This window comes from Nonomuraea maritima (genome assembly GCF_900100395.1).
In the GTDB taxonomy this organism is placed as follows: domain Bacteria; phylum Actinomycetota; class Actinomycetes; order Streptosporangiales; family Streptosporangiaceae; genus Nonomuraea; species Nonomuraea maritima.
Window position 1 is genome coordinate 1 of sequence record NZ_FNFB01000017.1, and the last position, 16,064, is coordinate 16,064.

Consider the following 16,064-nt stretch of genomic DNA (forward strand, 5'->3'; position numbering starts at 1 on the left):
CGCGGATATAGCGCCAGGCGGTAGCGACGCCGACGTTGAAGCCGGCGGCAACTTCCCTCAGCGGTTCGCCTTTGCGCAGGTGGACGAGGACAAGCAGTGCCTGCTGACCAGGGGCGAGACGCCGCCAGGGTGACCCGATCTGCTTGCGGTGCCGACGCAGGATGCCGGACAGATAGGACAGGGTTCGAGATGACAACGGCAGCGCCGCACGGTAGAACAACAACTCAGAGCCTCTGGTGGTGAAGGTTGATCTTGGTCGACAGCCCTTCTACCAGGGGCTCTTCTACTTGTCGATCAACTCCATCCGCGCGGCATGCCCTCCATCAGCGGCTTCAGGTTGGAAAACCCTCACTGATCGTCTGCGGTTGATCCTTCCCAATGCCTTCCCACAGGCAGTCGTCGCTGCCGTTGAGATGGCGACACCAGCCCGGTGCGGCCTAGCGTGGAAGAGTGATCAGGCGGTTCTACCCCCGGGCGTTCGAACACCTCCAAGCTGCACATCGCGCGAAGTCGACGATGGGCTCGTTGTGGCAGACGTTGCTTGATGCTGGATGCATCGACAACGCCGTCACCACCTATGAAGACGGTTCTGGGCACGTCCTTGTACAGATCGACTGGAATCCAGTAACTAGGCGAGATTTCACAGAGCAGTTCAGGACATGCCTAGACGAGCTCTGGGCGTGCCTCGACTCTCTCGTCCTGGAGACGGTCGAGATGTTCAGTGTGCGCAAACGGCCCCGAAACCCTGCTCATCCCCGGTTCTTCCCGCTAGCGGACTCTCTGGATGGCTTCGAGGCGCTTTTGGAGGAATCCTGTCTGGACGGTGTCTTGCAGCTCCATTTCGACATGATCCGCGACTGTCAACCATTCCGGTCTTCCTCCAACGACCAGCGAATCGATGCCCTTCGCAACGGGCTTCGCGACCTCCTTGCCTGGGAGCATGCGTTGGAGGCCGGAGGGCAAATCGGCGCGTGGGCGACTCCTGTCGAGCCGGAGGTCTGCATCGAAGAGCCACTGGAGTTGGAGCGCCTCGAAGTCTCCGAGCCCGGCGAACTCAACAACGAGCGGGTGGTGGCCGAATTCTGGCTCCGCAACTACAGCGTCGGTCTTCCCGTTGCAGCACGAGCTGGGACCTATGTAGACCTTGGCTTCGCCGATGGATTCATCCCCGCAGGAGTCGACGACACGTTCGGCCGTCGCCTGGGCGCAGTGATCGAAGCTGTCCTCCGCATCGCGGCTTCCTTCGCTTGGCTCTCCGCTCAGGTGCCCGGCTCAAGGCGCGTGCTGATCGGACACAACACCCAAGAGACAACATGGACTGACGCCACCCGGTCGGTACACCGCTGGTCTGAAGGGGAACTCGCGGGTGTAGCAAGCTCGGATATAGGGCTAGGGGTAGCGTCGCAGGCCAAGGAGCTCACGCTCATCGTGGCAACACCGCACGGAGTGTTTGAACGATTGGTCCCTCATGCGACGCCGCTGCGCAGCCACGATCGTCCCGGCCTCGCAGCAGAAACCGCCGTGCAAGACGCGGCCGCGACCTGGGGCCTCCCCGATTTCGTGATGCTGCCGACTGTCGAGCGCAAAGGACCAGGGGTAAGGGAGTTCAGCGACGGTCTAATCGTGGTCGGCGAAATCGGAGTCATCGTCCAGGTCAAAACCCGCGAGACCGAGCCGGGCACCAGCGCCCGTGAGACGTCATGGATCGCGAAACAGATCAGTGCCGCTGTCAAGCAAGTGAACGGTACCGCGCGTCGGTTGGCGGCCGAAACCACAGAGATGGTGAACGGGCGAGGACAGAGCATTCGTATCCATGGCCCCTCAACCCGCTGGGGTGGGGTGGTCATCATCGAGCACCCGGACCCACCAGGGAACTACGAGATACCGACAACCGAGAGTCGTATCCCGGTGGTGGTCTTGCTGCGACGAGACTGGGAATTTCTGTTCAACCAGCTCCGCTCCTCGCACGCAGTAGTCAGCTATCTCCACCGCGTTGGCGTCTCTACAAAGGTCCTCGGCGAGGAGCCGCAACGCTACTACGAACTGGCTGCCGCCGACGCCGAGGCAAGTCCTGGCCCTATCGATCCGACGATCCAAGGACGGGGCGATTATCGGTCCGTGCCACTGCTTCCATCCGCACCAGCCGGCAGCGACGACGACGAAGCTCATGGCATGGTGCGCCTCATGCTCGAAGACATCGCTAACACGCACATCGAAGCCGAGCACGTGCAGGATCGGCAAAGGTTCCTGGCTTCCCTCGACAGCTTGCACGTGGGCAACCGTAGTGAGCTCGGACGCATGCTCCTCGACGGTCTACAGCAGGTGCGCCTTGCAGGAGCCGACTCCCTCTCATGGCGTTTCCGGACCTTCCTGGCTGGTCAGAATCGCGACCAACTCGGTTTCGGGGTCTGCTCTACCCTTACCGAGACCACGCGATTGGCCTTCAGAGCGTGGCTCTTGTTGCGCCACCATGAACGGGGCCCGCGGGAGAACCTGGCAGAACTGACATCAATCGGCGTGCTGCTCACACCGAGGAACGATGGCCATCGAGACTGGGACACCACGATGATCGCTGTGCAAGGCGACCCTGAACTTACCGAGGAAGAACTCCAGCAGTATCAGGAACTCTAGAACACGCCCCGCTGACTTGTGATGCCATTGAACCGCCCTGACTTTGATGGAGACCGTGGTTTGCCCCGGCTTACCACCGCCTGCCAGCTCGCGAAGTAATTCACTGGCACGTTCGGCACCGTGACCATCGAGCGGTTCCTGCACACCAGCTACGACCAGTTCGCCCTGCAAGGGAAGATCTCCAACTAGCGGCCGTTCCGCCCAGCACTTCGTCCGCGAGCGACTGAACACCCTGGCCCGGGTGTAAGGCCAGAATGACGGGCGGCCCGTAGCGCTGTGCCTGTGCGTGTACAACGCCGAGCGTTCCCAGATGGCCGCCGGGTGGCTCGCCCACCTGGCAGGGGATCGCATCGAGGTCCGCTCCGCTGGTTCGGCGCGTACCAATCCGGTCAGCCCGGTGGCGGTTGACGCGATGCGCGAGGCCGGCTTCGACATCACCACCGAGCAGCCCAAGATCCTCACTATCGATGCGATCGAGGCCTCGGATGTGATCATCTCCATGAGGTGCGGCGACGCCTGCCCGATCTCCCCGGGCAAGCGGTACGAGGACTGGAAACTCGACGATCCGGCCGGACAGGGGCATCGAGGCCGTCCGCCCCATCCGCAACGAGATCCGCATCCGGATCGACAAGCTGATCAGCGAGATCCTGCCTGTGGTCTAACCCGAGAGAGGACGAAACCGCTCGCGTGTTGACCGCCAGGTCGATCGTTGGCCGACGTTGGCGGCACGTTGCGCCTGATGAGAGGCGCCAAGCTACAGCAATCACCCACAAGCGGCGCAGAGGGGCGATGTTCGTTGTAACAGGACATGACGAAGTACCGATCTGACGCATGATGATCGAATGTGCCGGTGACATCGCGCTCGGCGCTCCACCTCGACATAGGAAACACCTCGCAATGGCCGCCGCCGCGTCTCCCGCCGTCCCTGACCGCTGGCCCACGCTCACCGAGTGGACACGTCGAAACCCCAACCACCCACTACGTGTCCTGAGGGGAAAGCCTTCACGAGCCGTGTTGCTGGACGTGTGGGAACAGCTTCTTTGCGATCTGCAACAAGCGAATCCTGCCAGGCTCGCGTCCAAGCGCAAGAACTTCTCCTCTGCCAACACCATCGAGGAATGCTTGCAACAACGCGCCGAGTTTCTAGTCGCGACGCACCTGACCAAGGCAGAGATCGCATATGAGTTCCTTCCCGAAGGCGGAGTTCCTCAGCCGGACATCGCACTGCTTAACCCCGCTACGAGCGGATTGCGCATCGAGGTCACCAGCCGACAAACCCCGAGCTTGGAAGAGCTACGCGACGAGCTGGATATGGATCTAGAGGGCGCCGGGTATCAGGTCGAGATCCAGTGTGAGGTAGCTCCTGTTCGCATCAGCGACGCCGAACGAGAGAGCATCCGCGCCAACGTGCGCGGCCAAGCCACGACGGGGAAACCCTTCCGGATCGTCGAGGGACTCAAGATCGGCTACCCGCCGGTGACAGTCGACATGGTGATCAGCGGTGTACCCGCCAAGGACTCACCCGAGGAGGCTGGTGAATGGGTGACGTACGAGGTCGCCGGCGCTGAGCTCACCGATCACATGCGCGAGGTCGAGATGCGCATCGTTGGCAAGCTCACTGAGGATGCCAAGAATCGCCAAGCCGCAGCCGCTCCCACGCTGCTCTTGGTGGAGGCTAGCCGGACTGGCTTGGCTTCGATCAGGCCGGACTGGGTGTGGGAAGGGAAGCTGCAGAGTCTTCTGGGCAAGGCCAATACCAACTTCGTGGCTATCGGGGTGCTGTTCGCCGACCAAGCCTCACTCGAAGCGCGCGCCGTCGTAGTACGAGGCGCCGACTGTCCATCCAATGTTGTGGCGGCGATCGATCAGGTACGAGAAGCCTTTCGGCCCACGCCCACCTACGCCCAAAGCCCGAAGCAACTGCTGGCGTACGCGGTCAAGTCTTTCCGCTTTGGCCGCACCTAGACTTCTGGCCGCGACCGCCGGGTTGGCCGCCGCCGACGATCGAATCTCAATCTCAGGTCTCATGCAGTGATGCCTGGCTCGGCCAACGGGTAACCAGCACACCGAGGCGGGCCACCTGCTTGGGGACGATGAGCTTGCTCCGCTTCGACGGACACATGGGCTTGTGATGATAAACGGTTGTGATCGACTTCGGTTCCGATCGACCGGTGCACCGCCAGCTCGCCGACATCATCCGTGCGGACATCGCAGCGGGCCGGCTGAAGCCTGGTCAGGCACTCCCCTCAGAGACTCGGCTGATGCAGCAGTACGAGCTCGGCCGGGTTGCCGTACGCCAGGCGCTCGGGGTGTTGCGCAGCGAGGGACTGATCGTCACCGTGAAGCGTGAAGGCTCCTACGTCCGCCCCCAGGCGCCCGTTCAGCGGGTCGTTGTAGAAGGACTGGCAGAGGTTACTGCCCGTATGCCGTCTCCTGACGAGAGGAAGAAACTGGACCTCCCCGAAGGCGTTCCGGTGTTCGTCATCAAGGAGCCACGGCAGTCAAGCCGCATCTTGCCAGCCGATCGAACCGTGCTGGTCTGGGCGGCCGCAAGAAAGAACTCAACACCTCGCGACTCGGCGTAGGCCTTCCAATCTCCTGCGCGCACAGAGCTCTACGGCCCGAGAGAGATTGTTCCACATCGAAATAGACCCCTCTTCTACGCCTGAGGGCTGCTGAGTGAACAGCGCGCGCAGAATGTCGTTTGGCGAGAGAAATCGACAGGCGACGGGACCACTGCTTCTGGTTGACTATGCAATATGGAGACGACCGAATCCGTAGCGGTGCCTGCAGGGTTTGCGCCATATCGACACGACCCAGCCGGTGTTGCCGAGTTAGCGCGACTTGCCGATAGCGCGTGTGAGGGCATTTCCCACCTGCTGGAGGCGAGTGTACGTGTGCCACGGCTCGCCGCCACGGTCGCGCCCACCGCCGACGCTGCGGCTGTGCGCGAGCTACAGATGATGTTCTCCTACCTGCTATCGATCAACAACAAGAGTTCGGTACAGCCTGGGGCAGTGTTGGAGCCGCTGGATGGGCCGTCACCTCTGCCTCGCGCGTTGCGCGATGCTGACTCCGAGGTTCGGGCACTGTGGGTAGCGCTGACGGATGCGGTATCGCATCCGATAGCGCAAGCGCGGTGCACTGATATTGCTTTCACGCTGCGCTTGACGAAAATCAGCCGCGACAGCGCGGAGAACGCCGCACGTGCCTATCTCGCCTCTCTTGACGGCAACCTGATGCCTTGGGATCAGAGCCTTGGCCTGTTGCGGGCGTGGACTTTGGCACGCTCGGTAGGCTCCACGGTTCTGGAAGCTGAGATCGTTTCAGCCATGCTGGTGGTGGCTGAAGACGTGATCACACGCGCTGACGACTCGTCCGCGGCTGTTCGACTGTTAGAGGCACTGACCGCGCCGGGGCGCAAGGGCACTGCACAGCCGGCGAGCGCACAGGCGAACGCTTTGCTGGATCGCGCGCTGACCGCTTATACAGAGCCTCACGCGATCGCCAATGTGGCCAAGCTGATCCGCAAGCGCTCGGCAGACGATCATGCACGGGCCGAGAATGCAAGTCGTGTCGAAATAGCCGCGCTGCTTACCGAGGCGGACAAGGCCATCGAGCCGCTCTCCATCCTGTTTCACCTGGGCGAAGCGGCCTCAACGGCGCGTCGCTTGGGAATATCGGACCTCGAACAGCAGGCGGTGGCTCGACTGCAGTCCGCACCGCCGGTGAGATGGAGAACAATAGAAGCAGAAATAAACCTACCGCCGCTCTTCGTGAACACCTTTATGCGCCCCTTCCGTTACGCAAAAGGTTGGCGAGAGGCGTTGAGCGTTTGGTTCGCTACGGAGGCGCCCAGCGGCAACCACGCCAGCAACGAGGCCACGGCTCGGAAGGCCTTAAATGAGACTGTATTTAGGCGTGTCGCCCGAGTCACGATCTACGGTCATCACAACCTACCAAAGAAGGTCATCTCTAGTGACGACGACGCGTACACGCATGAACTCGCCAGAATCGAGCAGTACGCCATGGACTGCTACGGCGGGTTGCTTGCAAACGCACTAGATCTCACGCGAGCCCGATTCAGCATACCTACTCAGGCCGACCTAGAGACCTTCATTCTAGGCAGCGGCACCCATCCCGCGCTGGCACGACGTCTCGCGCAAGCGCTGCGGTTGTATTGGGTAGGCGAATACGCCGCTTGTGTTCACCTTGCCGCCCCCAAGGTCGAAGCGGCGGCCCGCGCCCTACTCCTGGAACTCAATGAGCCGGTCTATCGCACGGCCGTCGGGGACGCCGCCGGGCAATTCCCCGGACTGGGTGTGTTCCTCGATCACCTCGTCAACAACGGATTCGACCCGGATTGGGAGCGCTTCCTGCGCACATTCCTACTGTCCGAGGGACGGAACGTTCGCAACTTCGTCGCCCACGGTTTCATGGACGACCCCGACCGGCACACCGCCGCCCTAACGCTGCGGGCGTGCGCGGTGATGGCATTGATCACCTCTGAGGCCACCGCGCAACGTGACAGCGCGGACGTCCGAGCAGCGTTGGCGAAACCACTACACGGCAAACCACGCCGGTCGTCATGGCAACGGGTCATGGACGCTGCCCGAGCCGCCTACCTCGAACTCCGCCGCTGATCGATGGTGGTGGCACCCCACGGGGTGAGGTTCCCCGTATCTTTCCAGGCAGCACAGCCGCTCGCACTTCCGAGGCGCCGGGACGAATATCGACTAGCTATCGATTGAGTAGATAGAGCGTATAAGCAACGAGTGCGATACCGAGCAAGACTCCAAAAACAAACGCATAGAATGTCGGCTTCCATGCGACGATGATGCGAGCTGGCAGTGCAGTGACGACACCCTTGTTCCTCTTCACCTCACGACGAATGTTCGCGAAGTGCTCATCGAGGCGATCGAACAGGACGTCCCTACTGTCAGACCAGTGGGTAGCAGGCGATGAGTTTGAGGCTCTTTCGATTCGTGCGACGAGCGACTCGAGTCTATTCGCAGCACCGTTCAGGCCATCGGGGTTATATGAGCTTACCAGTTCCAATCTTTCGGCAACGGCCATAAGAGCCATTGCGCTATCCTCATTAATGTTGCGGCTGGCCCTTTCCAGCGTCGTGGCGACGTCCTCGTTGATGCATCGTGCCGCATACTCCAACGCGTATATTACATCCAGCTATACTACACCTTCGCGCATCGCTCTGCGTATCATTTCCGCCAGAGCCGGGGCCTCGCGAGCCAGCTTTCTGAGAATCTCTTTGGTTGCAGCATCAATATGCTGGATTGGGCCATAATTGTCTCGACCAATGAAGACGCCATCACCCTCATTATGCTGTTTATAGTGAGGATTCTTATCGTCAGGATACGTCACCTCCATCAGTCTCTCCTTGGCCGCGATATTTCACCGTAATTATCGCGGCCGATGAAAATGCCATCTTGTTCGTTCCGCTGTGTTCCGACGTACATCGCCTCCGTGCCTCCAACTGCAGATGATGCCAGCGCCTCGATTTCCGGTCGAACCTCTGGGTGCTCGGAAAGGTAGGTCTCGAAGATGGCCTTCCAACGAATCTTGGCTTCCTCTTTCGACATGGTGCCCTGTGTGAGCGCAGCGGAGTCGTGCTCGATGGCCAGGACCTGCGCCGAACTAGCGGCCTGATCGCCGCGGCCGAAGATCCGACGAGCCCATGCGCGCAACGTATCTACCTCACCGTTGAGCATGTATGCGACGACGTTGCCTGCGGCACCCGTGATGATTGCTATGACTACCGGATCAAGCACTTCATGAACCTTCCGCTAGCTAATGACGGGCTGCATTGTTGAGATGACCCTAGTTCAGAGGTACGACAAGAAGGCCTATCCAGAGCGTCGGACCAGAGGCCAGAACGACAGGCGGCCTTCCGCTCCTATCTGCACGTGTTCTGGAGAAGTGGCATGATCGAGCAGGCTTGTAGAGCTAGAGGTGATGAAGGAGATCATCTATTGGGATCGCCCGCGCACATCCAGAATATGGCGTACAAGGTAGCGGTGTACTGCAATCCGAGGTTCTTCGTTCCCTCATGTGCGACAAACAACTCAGTAGTGGTCACCAGTCACAGGGATACGGCCTTACTTCGCGACCAACTTTATATAGCCGCTTGACATGGCCAACTTCGCCTGAGGAGCGTGACGCGCGATACCGGCGATCGAGACCCATGGACGAGCGGCCACGAGCGCCACCTTACCCCCGCCTCAACCCCTGTCTGATCGGCTATCGCCCCGGTGCGCACTAATCAGGCCGAGTTGGAGCGAAGGAGGCAAAAGGCTTGCCAGCGCTTCCGGGCATCCAATAATGATCGTTTCCCAATACCTCCCCAGCGAGCGCCGCACAGCACAGTGCTGGCGACGAAGATGCAGGTAGAGAGCATGAGTAGCCCTCGTCGCTCATCGGACTCCTAAAGCGGGTGCCGCAGGTTCGAATCCTGCCGGGGGCACGCTTCTCCGCAAGGCATTTGACCCTCTGACCTGCGGCTTCACAGCCGCAGGTTTTTTGCTTGCCAGCCCCCGATAGGTCACCGAGGGCGGCCATATGCAGCCGTAGGACGATGATCCCGGGATATAGCCAGGATGATCTTGAACGTGTTTCCCCAAGTCGAACAGGGCTTGTGGGCCATACGAGCGCCCGACAACCCCCTCAGGCCGCCTCCTGCCCTGCTGCGCGCACGAAAGAGGCTCAGTGCCGAGTCCCTGGCCCGCACGCAGGCGCAGGTTCAGGTAGAGACGATGTGCCTGTAGCAGATGTTCAATACTTCGAGAGTCAGATAATCGTCGTTGTCCCGGCGTAGCCCGAGGCCCCGGGTGAGGCTGGCCACCTGGGGGAAGGCATCCAGGGGGTCGGGACCCAGCGCAATGATGGCGGCCGACAGCGCGTTGCGCTTGCGGTGCAGGTCGTCCACCTGTGCTTGCGTACCGGCTATGCCGATCTGGCGGTTGTACTCGTCGGACAGGGTCCGCAGCCGGCCAACGAGGAGCTCGGCCTCCGCTTCCGGCGGTCTGGCGTCGATGGCGGCCAAGGCTGCCTCGGTGAGGGGAGTGCGCACGTCGGCGGTGGACAGGCCTATGGTGATGAACATCTGCAGCATCCTGGGCACCTGTTCTGGCCCAGGGTGCTCGACGATGTCGCGGATCCGCGGCGCCCGGGCCAGGAGTTCCCGCATATCCACGTACGGCAGCCGGACGGCGCCTTGACGCGCAGGACGGGACGGGCCTATCCGGACGGGCGTCCACACCGGATCCGTCCAGGTGTCGTCGGTCTCGATGCCGGTGACCGCCTCGACCAGGGCGAAGGCTGTGGCCTTCCACGAAGTGCGCCAGTCTCCGTCATCGATCCCCAGGGACCTGCTCCATCGGAGAGCGTCGTCGAGACCCTCGTGGTCGTCACCCATGCTGGCGGGGTCGAAGGCCACGGCGATCGCCGAACCGGTGGCGTAGGAGAGGCTCGCGTTAACGCACCAGGTCAGGTTGAGCCCCTCCCCGGAGCCGCTGGCCTCGAGCAAGACGTCGTCGCGCGCGCCGATGGTGCTGCCCGGTTCCAGCACGATGATCCATTCGCCTTGCCTGCGCAGCAGGACCACCGGTTCTGGCTCCTCGTCCGACTGGAGCGCCAGATGGTTGCCGACACTGGTGACCTGGCCTCGGGCTGCGTCGGCGGGCTCGCCGTTGAAGGCCCGAACGACGTCCTCGGTTTCGGCTCCGCGAACCCACGTGACGCAGATGGCCTCGTCGAGCAATTCCCACACGTCATCCGCTGCCACGGCCGAATCGTCGTTATCCATCCGACCATGCTCCCGCTTATGTCGCGAGAAAACCCGCGAAAGCGGGTGCCGCAGGTTCGAATCCTGCCGGGGGCACTCACCTGAACAGGCATTTTGACCCCTGACCTGCGGTTTCACAGCCGCAGGTCTTTTGCTTGTCGGGCCCCCGATAGGTCACCGAGAGCGGCCATATGCAGCCGTAGGACGATGATCCCGGAATATAGCCGGATCATCTTGGCACTCTTTGCGCAGGTCGGCCGGTGATTCATCGGTACTTCTGTCGTGACCCACATGATCGGCTTAGGGTTGAGCCGTGCAGCCCCTCGCCCTCTTCGACCTCGACAGAACACTCATCGACCTCGACGCCGGGTTCTGGCGATGGGCGCAGGAGTTCACCGAGCAACACAAGCTGTGCCCCGAGGACGTCGCCTGGCTGATATCTCTGGACCGAGACGGATACCCCCATCGAGAGATCTTCTTCAGCAAGGTACGCGGCACTTCGCCCTGGCCGAGACAGTCGAGGAGCTATGGGCCGCGGACGGATGCCCTATCTCGTCGAGCCCTACCCCGGCGTAGTGGACGAGCTGGCAGAACTACGAGAGCTGGGATGGCGAGTCGGGATCGTCACCAACGGCGTGGCGGACAACCAACTCGGCAAGCTCCGCAGGACCGGCCTCGCCGATGTGGTCGACGGCTACGCCGTCTCCGGCTCCGAAGGCGTCCGCAAGCCTGAACTCTGGTTGTTCGAGATAGCGGCACAGCGATGCGGAGCCACCCTCGACCAGGGCGGCTGGATGGTCGGCGACAGCCTCATCGCCGACATCCAAGGAGCCCGCACAGCCGGCCTGCGCACCATCTGGATCGACCGAGGCACCTGGCCAGGCGAAGAACACCAAGCCGACCACGTGGTCAACGACATCGTCGAGGCCATGGCCATCGTGCGTGCCGGTCAGCAGCCCGAGCACTTCACAAGGCGACGACACGTCTGATTCCACCCTGAATAGATCGCGGAGCCGCCTCTATCACGGCTCGCTATACCTGAATTGAATCGGATGTACGGATGGCAGAGGGTCAAATAAGGTCCGGGTCGTGCGCCTTGGTGCTTTCTCTAGCGCAGTTGCCGCGGCACTTGTCGGCTCCGCGGCCGCAACAGGCTGTTCAAGAGAACCCGAGCGGCCGACGCTCGCGGAGGCTACTTGTCAACTCGTGAGCGATGGCGACGCGCTGGCGTCCGACATCGAGGCAAACCTGACGGGACTGACGAGGGAACAGGCCGACGACCCTGATCGCGACTCGACATTTCTTGATGACGAAGAGCAGCGCTTTTATATCGCCAAAGGAAATTTCACGAACCCATCCGCCGAAAGTGCGACCAACCTTGTTGGTCTGCTGAAAGGCAAATTCATCGGCAAGGGCTGGCTCCTACGCCGGAGGCCGCGCCCTGGCGGCGAGCGCCGCCCGTGCCTGCTCTGCGGGGGATCACCTCCATCGGTTCGGCCGGGCCAACCGCCGAACCGCCTCGCGCCCGGGGGTCAGTTCTGCCTGGTCGGACGGATCGTGAGTTCCCCGATCTCGACGTCGTCGGGTTGCTCGATCGCGAAGGCGACGGCGCGGGCCACGGCGTCCGGACTGATCCCCTTGGCCATGGCACGCTGGGCCTCCGCCCGGACCACCGGATCCTCGATGTGGTCGACGAGCCCGGTGTGTACGTACCCCGGCGAGATCGAGGTCGTGCGCAGGACGCCGTCGGTGGACTCCTGGCGCAGCGCCTCCAGCAAGGTGCGGACGGCGTTCTTGGTGCCGGCGTAGACCGCCTGCGTCGGGACGATCTTCAGACCCGAGGTCGACACGGTGGTGACGAGGTGCCCACGGCCCTGGCGGCGGAACACCGGCAGCGCGGCCGCGATCCCGTGCAGGACTCCCCGCACGTTGATGTCGATCATCTCGTCCCAGGCCTCGACGTCGAGGTCGCTCACCAAACCGGTCCTCGCGATGCCGGCATTGCTCACGAGCACGTCGAGCCGTCCGAACCGCTCGACCGCGACCGCGACCAGTTGCTCCAGGTCCGCACGCCGGGTCACGTCCAGGGCGACCGCTTCGGCCTGCCCGCCGGCTGTCCGGATCCGTTCGGCCAGCGCGTCCAGGCGATCCTTGCGCCGGGCGCCGATCACCACTGCCGCGCCGCGCCGGGCGAGTTCCCATGCGGTCGCCTCGCCGATGCCGCTGCTCGCTCCGGTAATGGCGACAACCTTGCCGCTGACTCCGCCCATCCTGACCTCCAGCTAAGCTGACAGTTGTCCGCTTAGCTTAGCGGACAACTGTCCACTTACAGGGAGGTCTGTGATGGTCGCTCGGGCACGCCGCTCGGACGCGGTACTCAATCGCGAGCGCATCGTCACCGCCGCCCGTGCGGCCCTCGCCGAGCTGAACGGCGCGGACGAGGACCTGGCACTGCACCTGGTCGCCAAGTCCGCGGGCGTCGGACAGGGCACCCTTTATCGGAACTTCCCGACCCGCGAGCACCTGCTCGCCGAGGTGTACCGGCAAGAGATCGACGAACTGGTCTCCGCCGTGCCGGCGCTACTCGCCACAGAAACACCCCTGGACGCGCTCACCCGGTGGCTGGACCGGCTCATCGAATACGCGCGCGTCAAACGCGGGGTCATGGCCGCGATCGAAGCGTCCGCATGGCAGGACCTCTACGCGGACAACCACAGCAAACTCGACAACGCTCTCACCGCGCTGCTCACCAAAGGCCAGGCCGAGGGCGAGATACGCGAAGGGGTCGACGCCGCCGACGTCATCCTGCTGCTCGGGGCCCTGTCACGAGTGCCCCGAACCGAATGGGAAACCCGGGCACCCACCGTGGTCACGATCATCGTCGACGGCCTGCGCCGACGATGACCCAAGGCGATCTCCCGGCTGTAGGCGGATCGGTTCCGCCCGGATGGGCGCCCCCAGGGAGAACGACTCCCTTTCCGGCCCGCCACCGGAGACGGGCGCATCTGCGCGTTCCGGCCTCCGCCCCCTGACCTGTCGGCGATGACGAGGTGCTCAACCGGCGCACGCGGCTCGTCCGGACAGAGGCCGGCGCCCGCTGCGCGCGTCGGTCACCCCGGCCCTCACGCCTGCGGGCGGGCGATCTCCGCAACGTCGGCGTCCCCCTAACGTGCCCGCCAACAGCTGGTGACGACCTGACCGGGTCCGATGCAGAGCTCGTGGACGGCGGAGACGGCAACTGTCACGAGTGCAGGGGGTGTCCGGTCCTAGCTGGCGACCGGTTGGCACCAAGGTGTCGGCGATCGAACCGGGCGGCCGTCCGAAGAGGCCGTTGGCAACCACGCTGCGCGAAAACCACTTCCAACGATGAAGGTAGGACTCTGATGAAAAACCCGGAACCACAGGGAACTGGCGCTGTTCCTGGGGCCGCACGGATCGACACTCTCGACAGTCTGCGTGAGCACCTGCAGTGGGCGGTCGAGCTGGAACACGCGACGTTGCCGCCGTACTTGTGCGCGTTGTACTCCCTGGACCCCGAGCTCAACCCTGAGGCAACGGAGGTGGTGGGCAGCGTCTTCGTTGAGGAGATGCTGCACCTGACTCTGGCCGCGAACCTGCTCAACGCCGTCGGCGGTCGGCCACGCCTCGACATGCCGGAGATGTTGCCGCCGTACCCCCGACGGCTGCCCCACAGCGATCTCGAACTGTCGCTGCTCCCGTTCGGCCCGGAGGCCCTGGAGATGTTCCTGCGCCTGGAACAGCCCGCGCCGCCCGGAGCCCCGCCGGAGAGCGACGGCTACGAGACGATCGGGCAGTTCTATGACGCGATCGAACAAGGACTGCGTGACCTGTGCGAGCAGCTCGGCGAGCGGGAGGTCTTCTGCGGCGACCCCGCCCGCCAGGTGAGCGGCACCCATTTCCGGCACACCGCGGGGTCACTGTTCGCGGTGGAGGATCTGGAGTCGGCGCTGGCAGCGTTGGAGGAGATCGTCGAACAGGGCGAGGGCACGGCCAGGGGCGAGGTCTGGGACGGGGACCAGGATATTTTCCACCCGGATCGGGACGAGGTCGCACACTATTACCGCTTCCAGGAACTCAAGCTCGGCCGGCGCTACCAGCGCGGCGACACCCCGCAGTCCGGACCTACCGGCGAGCCGATCTCGTGGGACCCGGCCGCTGTACGCCCGATGCGACCCAACCCGCGGCCGTCCGATCATGCCCCGGGCAGCGCGATCCGTACCGCGCAGGAAAAGTTCAACCGGACTTACTGCACCCTGTTGCAGCAGCTCGAGCAGGCCTTCAACGGCGAACCGCAACAACTCGGGGGCGCCGTCGGCACCATGTTCACGCTCAAGGGCCAGGCCAACGCCCTGATGCTGATGCCTGACCAGAACGGCGCCACGGCCGGCCCCACCTTCGACTACGTCCCACCGGAGCAACGCTCCTGAACGTCGCGATGACAGTGCGGTTGCGGGCGTTGCGGACGGAGGATGCGGAGCATCATCTTCGGTGGCGGAATGATCCGGAAGTGGTGCGGTGGGCCGCTGCTGGTGATCCGTGTTTCGGGCCGATCACGGGAGAAGGCGATCGGGTTCAGCTTCGAGACCATGCTGGGTCTGATTCCGAGGGAGGCGGCCGTGTTCACGGTCGAGGACCTGGCCGGCGGCGATGTCATCGGCATGGCCGACTACCGCGACCTCGATCCCTACAGCGGGGTGGCCACGCTGGAGGTGACCATCGGTGAGCGTGCGTTCTGGGGGCGCGGCCACGGCAGTGACACGTTGCGGCTGCTCGTGAACCACCTGTTCGGTGCGTACGGACTGAACCGGCTGGAACTGGACACCTGGAGCGGCAACGAACGTGCCATCCGTACCTTCACCAAGTTCGGCTTCCGGGAGGAAGGCCGCCGCAGGTCGGCCGTGCTGCTGGAAGGCAAGCGCTACGACCGCGTGCTCTTCGGGATGCTGCGTGAGGAGTGGGGCAATCCGGCCTGACACCGTAGATGGTCTTTCCGAGGTCGCTGCATGACGAGCGACCTGGGCACCCTTGCGACACAAAGCAGCTCTCCGGCATCGGCGCCCGGATCCACCGTAATCGCTTTCCTGGCCGAGCAGCCCGCTGGAGCGCATCGGCTGCCTACGTCCTGCTGGTGAGGACTTGAGCGACCAGGACGTGGGCGTGGCTGTGGCCCAGGCTGTGTTCGGCCCTGAGCCAGGTGCCCGTTTCCACGTGCCTGGCCAGGGGCGAGGTGCTGATGGAGCCGATCCAGTCCTGGATGCGACGTCCGTACCTCTTCTTGAACGAGGAGCCGACGGGTGTCCTGAGATGTCGCCCGCCACCGGTCGCGATCGGACCGGGAGCGGCGGGGTGGCGGGCCGCCAGTTCCGGTGCGGTGAGCGCGCCGCCGCTGCTGCCCAGTACGTACGGAAGTTCGTCGGTCAGGGCGGCCGGCGGCGGGACAGGCCGCGCTGGGATCAGGGACCACGGTGTAGCGGTCGGCCAGCACCGCCACCGGTGCGGTCAGCGTGCAGGGACATCAGCAACGGCCGTCCGGGCCCCCGGACCTCGTAGTGCAGACGCGCACCCGGCACCTGGAGCGTGATGTGGTTCATGGAGTTCCGTTCCAGGTCGG

15 protein-coding genes, 1 tRNA gene and 1 pseudogene are annotated in these 16,064 nt (G+C 63.4%); 10 read left to right on the plus strand and 7 right to left on the minus strand.

All coding sequences use genetic code 11. From position 1 onward, the window contains the following. A partial coding sequence (locus BLR04_RS24280; protein WP_143022172.1) for a helix-turn-helix domain-containing protein occupies positions 1–223 on the minus strand: 223 nt, incomplete at its 3' end. A 227-nt stretch (positions 224–450) separates the two neighbouring features. Between BLR04_RS24280 and BLR04_RS24285 the strand changes: the two genes are divergently transcribed. The 5 genes and pseudogenes from BLR04_RS24285 to BLR04_RS41445 all read left to right on the plus strand — a co-directional run bounded on the left by BLR04_RS24285 (position 451) and on the right by BLR04_RS41445 (position 7,274). Continuing rightward, complete coding sequence (locus BLR04_RS24285) at positions 451–2,631, plus strand: hypothetical protein (RefSeq protein WP_218129134.1); 2,181 nt, start codon at positions 451–453, stop codon at positions 2,629–2,631. Between the two features lie 310 nt (positions 2,632–2,941). Then, positions 2,942–3,293, plus strand: a pseudogene (locus tag BLR04_RS24290) (arsenate reductase/protein-tyrosine-phosphatase family protein). Positions 3,294–3,642: 349 nt separating this feature from the next. Beyond that, positions 3,643–4,596, plus strand: a complete 954-nt coding sequence (locus BLR04_RS24295; protein ID WP_090769387.1) for a hypothetical protein — start codon at positions 3,643–3,645, stop codon at positions 4,594–4,596. 179 nt (positions 4,597–4,775) lie between these two features. Beyond that, the gene (locus BLR04_RS24300; RefSeq protein WP_090769389.1) at positions 4,776–5,216 is read left to right on the plus strand and encodes a GntR family transcriptional regulator; all 441 of its coding nucleotides are present in this window, start codon (positions 4,776–4,778) and stop codon (positions 5,214–5,216) included. Between the two features lie 174 nt (positions 5,217–5,390). Next, complete coding sequence (locus tag BLR04_RS41445; RefSeq protein ID WP_218129135.1) at positions 5,391–7,274, plus strand: hypothetical protein; 1,884 nt, start codon at positions 5,391–5,393, stop codon at positions 7,272–7,274. 97 nt (positions 7,275–7,371) lie between these two features. Here the strand turns inward: BLR04_RS41445 and BLR04_RS39870 are convergent, their stop codons facing one another. The 4 genes from BLR04_RS39870 to BLR04_RS24310 all read right to left on the minus strand — a co-directional run bounded on the left by BLR04_RS39870 (position 7,372) and on the right by BLR04_RS24310 (position 10,432). Continuing rightward, positions 7,372–7,800 carry a hypothetical protein gene (locus BLR04_RS39870; protein ID WP_143022173.1) on the minus strand — a complete coding sequence of 143 codons (429 nt, stop codon included), beginning with the start codon at positions 7,798–7,800 and terminating at the stop codon, positions 7,372–7,374. An 18-nt stretch (positions 7,801–7,818) separates the two neighbouring features. Beyond that, positions 7,819–8,019 (minus strand): hypothetical protein, encoded by a 201-nt coding sequence (locus tag BLR04_RS39875; RefSeq protein ID WP_143022174.1) that lies wholly within the window; start codon positions 8,017–8,019, stop codon positions 7,819–7,821. Further along, positions 8,019–8,420: a hypothetical protein gene (locus BLR04_RS39880; RefSeq protein ID WP_143022175.1), complete on the minus strand. Its 402-nt coding sequence runs from the start codon at positions 8,418–8,420 to the stop codon at positions 8,019–8,021. The genes BLR04_RS39875 and BLR04_RS39880 overlap by 1 nt, the downstream gene beginning before the upstream one ends. Before the next feature lie 968 nt (positions 8,421–9,388). Continuing rightward, positions 9,389–10,432, minus strand: a complete 1,044-nt coding sequence (locus tag BLR04_RS24310) for a DUF6461 domain-containing protein (protein WP_176903264.1) — start codon at positions 10,430–10,432, stop codon at positions 9,389–9,391. Between BLR04_RS24310 and BLR04_RS40840 the strand changes: the two genes are divergently transcribed. Both BLR04_RS40840 and BLR04_RS24315 read left to right on the plus strand, forming a co-directional pair. Next, positions 10,394–10,528, plus strand: a tRNA-OTHER gene (locus tag BLR04_RS40840). The genes BLR04_RS24310 and BLR04_RS40840 overlap by 39 nt on opposite strands. A gap of 431 nt (positions 10,529–10,959) precedes the next feature. Next, a complete protein-coding gene (locus tag BLR04_RS24315) occupies positions 10,960–11,421 on the plus strand; it encodes an HAD family hydrolase (protein ID WP_090769394.1) in 462 nt (153 codons plus the stop codon). 543 nt (positions 11,422–11,964) lie between these two features. Here the strand turns inward: BLR04_RS24315 and BLR04_RS24320 are convergent. Beyond that, positions 11,965–12,702, minus strand: a complete 738-nt coding sequence (locus tag BLR04_RS24320; protein WP_090769397.1) for an SDR family oxidoreductase — start codon at positions 12,700–12,702, stop codon at positions 11,965–11,967. Positions 12,703–12,775: 73 nt separating this feature from the next. On the opposite strand from BLR04_RS24320, the gene BLR04_RS24325 reads away from it, so the two are divergent. The 3 genes from BLR04_RS24325 to BLR04_RS24335 all read left to right on the plus strand — a co-directional run bounded on the left by BLR04_RS24325 (position 12,776) and on the right by BLR04_RS24335 (position 15,426). Then, positions 12,776–13,336 (plus strand): TetR/AcrR family transcriptional regulator, encoded by a 561-nt coding sequence (locus BLR04_RS24325; protein ID WP_090769399.1) that lies wholly within the window; start codon positions 12,776–12,778, stop codon positions 13,334–13,336. A gap of 479 nt (positions 13,337–13,815) precedes the next feature. Then, on the plus strand, positions 13,816–14,880 hold the full coding sequence (locus BLR04_RS24330) for a ferritin-like domain-containing protein (RefSeq protein WP_090769400.1): 1,065 nt from the start codon (positions 13,816–13,818) through the stop codon (positions 14,878–14,880). A 159-nt stretch (positions 14,881–15,039) separates the two neighbouring features. Beyond that, a complete protein-coding gene (locus BLR04_RS24335; protein WP_218129136.1) occupies positions 15,040–15,426 on the plus strand; it encodes a GNAT family N-acetyltransferase in 387 nt (128 codons plus the stop codon). 142 nt (positions 15,427–15,568) lie between these two features. Here the strand turns inward: BLR04_RS24335 and BLR04_RS42605 are convergent, their stop codons facing one another. Further along, positions 15,569–15,910, minus strand: a complete 342-nt coding sequence (locus tag BLR04_RS42605; RefSeq protein WP_342672295.1) for a DUF4287 domain-containing protein — start codon at positions 15,908–15,910, stop codon at positions 15,569–15,571. Positions 15,911–16,064: the final 154 nt, after the last annotated feature.

What these genes read in the sequence shown, in the direction of transcription:
- BLR04_RS41445 (WP_218129135.1), top strand. Translation starts at nt 5,391, where the DNA reads ATGGAGACGACCGAATCCGTAGCGGTGCCTGCAGGGTTTGCGCCATAT.
- BLR04_RS39875 (WP_143022174.1), bottom strand. Translation starts at nt 8,019, where the DNA reads ATGGAGGTGACGTATCCTGACGATAAGAATCCTCACTATAAACAGCAT.
- BLR04_RS24315 (WP_090769394.1), top strand. Translation starts at nt 10,960, where the DNA reads ATGGGCCGCGGACGGATGCCCTATCTCGTCGAGCCCTACCCCGGCGTA.
- BLR04_RS24320 (WP_090769397.1), bottom strand. Translation starts at nt 12,702, where the DNA reads ATGGGCGGAGTCAGCGGCAAGGTTGTCGCCATTACCGGAGCGAGCAGC.
- BLR04_RS24325 (WP_090769399.1), top strand. Translation starts at nt 12,776, where the DNA reads ATGGTCGCTCGGGCACGCCGCTCGGACGCGGTACTCAATCGCGAGCGC.
- BLR04_RS24330 (WP_090769400.1), top strand. Translation starts at nt 13,816, where the DNA reads ATGAAAAACCCGGAACCACAGGGAACTGGCGCTGTTCCTGGGGCCGCA.
- BLR04_RS24335 (WP_218129136.1), top strand. Translation starts at nt 15,040, where the DNA reads ATGCTGGGTCTGATTCCGAGGGAGGCGGCCGTGTTCACGGTCGAGGAC.